Source organism: Massilia sp. CFBP 13721 (genome assembly GCF_014842025.1).
Classification (GTDB): Bacteria; Pseudomonadota; Gammaproteobacteria; order Burkholderiales; family Burkholderiaceae_D; genus Telluria.
Genome location: NZ_JACYUY010000028.1, coordinates 71,660 through 77,659, shown reverse-complemented (window position 1 = coordinate 77,659; position 6,000 = coordinate 71,660). Strand labels below are relative to the sequence as shown.

At 57.7% G+C, this 6,000-nt stretch carries 3 protein-coding genes; all 3 read left to right on the top strand.

Annotation, left to right across the window (positions count from 1 at the left end; translation table 11 throughout):
• The first annotated feature begins 119 nt into the window (after positions 1 to 119).
• The 3 genes from IFT60_RS21970 to IFT60_RS21960 all read left to right on the top strand — a co-directional run bounded on the left by IFT60_RS21970 (position 120) and on the right by IFT60_RS21960 (position 5,909).
• Complete coding sequence (locus IFT60_RS21970) at positions 120 to 2,027, top strand: hypothetical protein (protein WP_192055727.1); 1,908 nt, start codon at positions 120 to 122, stop codon at positions 2,025 to 2,027.
• A 467-nt stretch (positions 2,028 to 2,494) separates the two neighbouring features.
• On the top strand, positions 2,495 to 4,240 hold the full coding sequence (locus IFT60_RS21965; protein ID WP_192055725.1) for an extracellular catalytic domain type 1 short-chain-length polyhydroxyalkanoate depolymerase: 1,746 nt from the start codon (positions 2,495 to 2,497) through the stop codon (positions 4,238 to 4,240).
• Between the two features lie 184 nt (positions 4,241 to 4,424).
• Entirely contained in the window at positions 4,425 to 5,909 is a 1,485-nt protein-coding gene (locus IFT60_RS21960; RefSeq protein ID WP_192055722.1) for an alpha/beta hydrolase, read from the top strand.
• Positions 5,910 to 6,000 lie beyond the last annotated feature (91 nt).

Genomic DNA, 6,000 nt, shown 5'->3' with positions numbered 1-6,000 from the left:
CCAGCGTCTATGAACGCACAATGGCAGAGAAAGAACTTATCGTCGTGTCCGAAATTACTTGACCACTACACTTAGCTCGCCTGCTTCGGCAGCACGCGCTTCTTACCCAATCAGAAGCCGTGCGCGAAATCCATGCTTTTTCAACGCTCGAACGATGGCAAGAAGCATCTTCAGCAGCGCAGAGCGCAATTGATAGATTCGGTGATGATCAACGCTTACTCTCCCTATTGGCAGTCTCAGAAGAGATGTTGGGACGAACAGGCGCAGCGTTTTCAGTATTGGAACGCGCGCTGGCTGCTGGTGACGATCGAGTAGTTACTCTTCACAACTACATGGCAATTGCACTTCGCTTAGGCAGAATCGAATGTGTCCGGCAGGTATTAGACAAGCTATTGGCAACAAACGTAAGCCGCGCTGATCGTTTAGAATTTCTACGGTTACGCACTCTGTTGTACATTCAGGAAGGTGATCATACAACGGCACGCCGACTTATAGCCGAGGTGGCAAGAGTTGCCGACAGATCAAGTGAAAATGAGGAAGGGATGTTTCTAAACCTCTTCATGGCAGCAAAACTAAGCAGATCTGAAATTGACGATGCTGCTAACGATGATTTTTCTGCCAGAGTAAATATATTTTCCAAAGCTTGGCCAGAATCACGACTCTTTCGCAAATTTGAAATACCGGAAACAACTTTGCACATTTCTGATGATGCGCATCAATTTTTGGATCCAATCGTAGACAACTCAAGAAAACGTTTAAAAGAGTTTGAAGATCGGGAACGGCAGCTTAAGTCTGGGGATGCAGTCGTTCCTTATATTTTGCGTCCTGGCTATGCTATCCATTATATTGGCAATGCTTTTGACTTGTGGGCGATCACTAAACAGTCTAAGGACGAAGACAAGCAGCTCCACTTGCAGTCCGTAATCCCCACTGACAGCATGAACACCCGGAACCTGCTTCGAGATGTACCAATATTAGATTTAACGACGCTCCTTGTTCTAGATTCTCTTTCTCTATTCGACCGGATTTTTGATCTATTTCCACTTATTGCAATACCAAAACAGACGATCTCGTTTATTAGCCAACATGCAAATAATTTATTAGGAGGCGTTGGCGCTGGTTTTGCCAAGTCAATTCTTGCAAGCATCAACAGATGGGTTAATCAAATTGAACAACCAAATTCCAATTTTCCGAAAAATGCCGTCGTACATCCATCAATGGTTGTTAAGGATTATCTTCAACTTGCCCAGACGGGGCGATGGTCTGTGTATTGTGACGACTCAGCATTAAGAATGCTGCATAGACGCGAAGCTAAGAATGTTATTGATTTTTGCACAACAGATTTACTTTCTTTAGCAGATGGCGAAGGGATTATATCTGTTTCAGACGTGGTGGGTGCGCTTTCTCAACTGGTCGCATGGAACATTGGTATAAATGTAAAAAACCGATATTTGGTCGCATCGCTCATAGACGCGATGGAAAGTGGGAAGCACCTAGGCGCCGAGGATCGATTAGACTTCTTTGGAAGACATGAACCATTCATCATATTGTTTCGCGCACTCACGAATCCACAAAAAACGCCGTCTGAGCTAATAGAACATATGGGTCAGCTATTAACTGATATGTTGCAAGATGACCGATCTGAAATTGAAAGCATTTCGGCTGTTTTGGCTTTCTGGTTTAATAGGGTGCGCATATTTCCTGTGCCAGGAGCACTAGGCTGGCGCCTTCTCGGATACCCAATTATATATGCACTAAGCAGGCTTCCCGATCGAGCAGTTGGCCGCACAGTTGGAGTTATGCGCACTGCTACAGAACTTTGCGTAGGTGAACGCTTTATGTCGGCAGCTGTTGAAGCGGAAATTCCAACTGTGCTTGGGGAAATTGCCGGTGAACTCGCACGAAATGACCTTAAAATTGGCGAGCTAGTCTGGAGGAAGTTATTTATTGCTATGCCTATCAAAACGGTCGATGGCGATCGTTGGTTTGCAGCATACAAAGAAAAATGGCACCCAGAGGAGCTATAAATATTTGAATTCCTTCTTATAGTGATATGATATTTAGAATTGTCTTAGCTAATTCAGAACGTTCTATTGAGTAGTTAGAATTTATAAAAAGCTCATGAAGACTGTGTAGCTACAAGGCGCACTCAGTCGCGGGCGGCATGGGTAATGGCGGCCTGCTGAAGACCAACTGAGCGGCGCCAGCCTCGGCGGCCGCGCTGTGCAAAACCGCACAAACGGCGTGCCTGCGCGCCGCTTGTGCGCATCGATTCAAAGCCTAGAATATCCTGGCGATTTCCCGTCGCAATAAGTCGTAATAACTATACCGACAGCGGAGACAAGCCATGAACTTCCTTCCCTCGCCCGCCTCCTAGCGTTCAGTCGCAAGCTGCCTGCTTTTCCGTGTCACCGATCCCGGCGCGCTCCCAGTGACGCCGTCGCGTCCTCACGTCCGGGCTTTTTGCAGTGCTTACGCAACGGAGACTTCAAATATGACATCCCTCTTCAAACGGGCGGCCGTCACGGCTACCCTGCTGGCCGCACTCGCTCCCTGCAGCGCCGCGCACGCCCAGGTTCAGGCCGGACCCGGCGCCTGGTCCGGCAACCAGACCTGGGCCAGCGACAGCGTCAACGGCGGCGCCCTCACCGGCTATTACTACTGGCCGGCCACCAACCCCACGCTGGCCGGCAAGCGCGCACTGGTGCTGGTGCTGCACGGTTGCGCGCAAACCGCCGCCGGCGACGTCATCGATTCAAGCGCCGACAAAGGTTATAACTGGAAAAGCGTGGCCGACCAGTACGGCGCCGTGATCCTGGCGCCGAACGCCACCGGCAACCTGTACGGCTCGCACTGCTGGGACTGGGCGAAGAGCACGCACAGCCGCAGCAGCGGCCATTCAGGGGTGCTGCTCGACCTCATCAACCGTTTTGTCAGCAACCCGCAGTACGCGATCGACCCGAAGCAGGTGTATGTCGCCGGCTTGTCCTCGGGCGGCGCCCAGACCATGGTGATGGGCTGCCTGGCGCCGGACATTTTCGCCGGCATCGGCATCAATGCCGGCCCGCCGCCGGGCGTATCGACCCTGCAGATCGGCGCGGTGCCGTCCGGGTACACGGCGACTACTGCCGCCAACAACTGCAAGAACCTGGCCGGCGCCAACGTCTCCCAGTTCGCCACCCAAATCGCCGGCGTCATCTGGGGTACCAATGACTACACGGTGGCGCAAGGTTACGGCCCGCTCGACGCGGCGGCCATGCGCATGGCCTATGGCGGCACATTTACCAAAGGCGCGGCCGTGAGCGTGGCGGGAGGCGGCAGCAACATCCCCTACACGGATGCTAACGGCAAGCTGCGCACCTCGGAGATCACGGTCAGCGGCATGGGCCATGCCTGGCCGGCCGGCACGGGCGGCCAGAACAGCAATTACGTCGACGCCACCAAGGTGAATTATCCGGCCTTCGTGATGGACTTCTGGTTCAAGAACAACCTACGCGTGGCGCAGGTGGCGCCGCCGGCGATGGTGTCCTGCAGCGCCGGCGTCTCCGGTTCCAGCATCACCGTGAATGGCGCAGCGAGCAGCACTGCCGGTACCATCGGCAGCTACAAGGTGGTCTTGAACGGACCGAGCCCGGTGAATGACGCGACCGTCGGTAGCGGCGCGGGTTTCAGTAAAACCTATACGGCACGCGCCGACGGGTATTACAGCGGCAGCGTGACGGCTACCGACAGCGCCAGCGGGCTGACCTCGGCCGCCTGCAACATCGCCCAGTTCCTGGTCGGCAGCCCGCCGGCGCTGCAGGCGCCCGCCAACCTCGCGGCCGGCGCGCGCACCGCCAGCAGCATCGCACTGACCTGGAACGCGTCGAACGGCGCCATCGGCTACAACGTCTACCGCAACGGCAGCAAGGTGAACGCCGCCGCGCTGACGTCCACCGGCTATACCGATGGCGGCCTGGCTGCATCCACCAGCTACAGCTACCAGGTCTCGGCGCTCGGCAATGGCGGCGTGGAGAGCGCACGTTCGGCCGGCATCACGGCCAGCACCACCTCCGGCTTCGTATGCACGGCAACGACCGCCAGCAACTACGCCCATGTGCAGGCCGGACGCGCCCACAACAGCGGCGGCTATGCGCTGGCGAATGGCTCGAACCAGAACATGGGCCTGAACAACACCTTTTATACGGCCACGCTGGCGCAGACCGCGGCTGGCTACTACGTCATCGGCAATTGCCCGTAATCCGTCAGGCGCACCACATTGCCGGGGCCCAGGCCCCGGTTTTTTTCGCCGCGCTTACTGCAAGCGTTGCGGCCCAGTCACGCAATCATGCTTCGCTTACATTGTTCCGTATTTAACTCTAGAATGAAAACCACCACGCGGACTCAGGTTTCGCTGTGCAAAACAATATTTATGGAGACAATCGATGAACAAGCAGCTCAGCATTTTTGCATCACGCCGCTTCATTTCGCCGCTGCTGGCGACGCTCGTCCTGTCCGCCTGCGGCGGCAGCGACGACACGCCGGCGCGCGCGCCGCAAGCGACCGTGACACCAATCCCCGTCGCGGTGGCGCCGGAATCGACCCGCGCCCAGGATGCGCGCACCTTCTCGGTGGTGCAGACGGCGACGACCTTTGCTGCCCTCGCAGGCAGCCCCGAGACCGACCGCTGGGCGGGCGTCCTGAATAATGCCAGTTATCAGATCGAGGTGCCGAAGAACTGGAACGGCATGCTGGTGATGTATGCGCACGGCTACGCGGGCGAAGGCGCCAACCTGTCGGTGTCGCCGCCGGCGATCCGGCGCCACCTGCTGAGCCAGGGCTATGCCTGGGCGGCGTCCAGCTACAGCAAGAATTACTATGACGTGCGCGCCGGCGTGGAAGACACCAACGCGCTGGCGATCGCCTTTGTCGGCATCGCGCGCCAGAACGGCCGCACCCTGGCCGCGCCTTTTAAAACCTACATCACCGGCGTGTCGATGGGCGGGCATATCTCGGCCGCCGCGGTCGACGAGGAAAACATCGCCACCGCCGTCAACCGCATCCGCTACAACGGCGCCGTGCCGATGTGCGGCGTGCTGGGCGACACCGAACTATTCGATTATTTCGCCGCCTACCAGACCGCCGCGATGCAGGAAGCCGGCATGCCGGCGACCAGCTGGCCAGTGGCGAACTGGGCGACCATCGGCCCGCAGGTGCAGGCGAAAATGTTCACTACCTTCCCGAGCGTCACCGCGCCGACCACGGAAGCGATGCGTCTGAAACAGATCGTCCAGAACCTGACCGGCGGCCCGCGTCCGCTGTTCGACTACGCCTACGCCAGCCCCCTGCAAGCCACGGTCTGGGGCACGTTTGGACGCGACGGCAAAGTCAACGGCATCCTCAACGAAGACCTGGTGTCGACCCGCGACATCGTCTACCAGCTCGACGGCGACCCCGCCGTGAGCGCCGCGGAACAGGCATATAACGCGTCGATCTACCGCGTCCAGGGTTCGGCGGAGGCGAACCGCCTGCGCCGCGACGGCCTGCGCTGGATCCCGAAAACGAACGCCCAGATCAAGGTGCCGGTGGTGACGATCCACACCCTGGGCGACATGTACGTACCCTTCAAAATGGAGCAGATCTATAAGCGCCGCGCCGACGCGCTCGGCACCTCGAACCTGCTGGTCCAGCGCGCCATCCGCGGCATCAGCCACTGCGACTTCACGATCGCCGAGCAGGTCGCCGCCTTTGACGCGATGGTGAAATGGGAGCAGCAAGGCGTGAAACCGGAAGGCGACGACGTCCTGACGCCGGCGGTGGTGGCCGATCCGAAGTATGGCTGCAAGTTCACCAACAACACGCCATCCGAGGGAGACAGCGCCACGCTGCTGAACACGCGCCGCTCGCTGCCGCAGTGCACCGGCACCTGAGCGTACAGGGGTGAATGAATGAAAGCCGGCCCGGCATACGTCGGGCCGGCTTTTTTTATGGCCGCCGGTTAAACGCGTGGACGGCGTTCAC

Bases quoted from the DNA above. Each gene is read 5' to 3' on its own strand.
- IFT60_RS21960 (WP_192055722.1), top strand. From the start codon at position 4,425: ATGAACAAGCAGCTCAGCATTTTTGCATCACGCCGCTTCATTTCGCCG.
- IFT60_RS21965 (WP_192055725.1), top strand. From the start codon at position 2,495: ATGACATCCCTCTTCAAACGGGCGGCCGTCACGGCTACCCTGCTGGCC.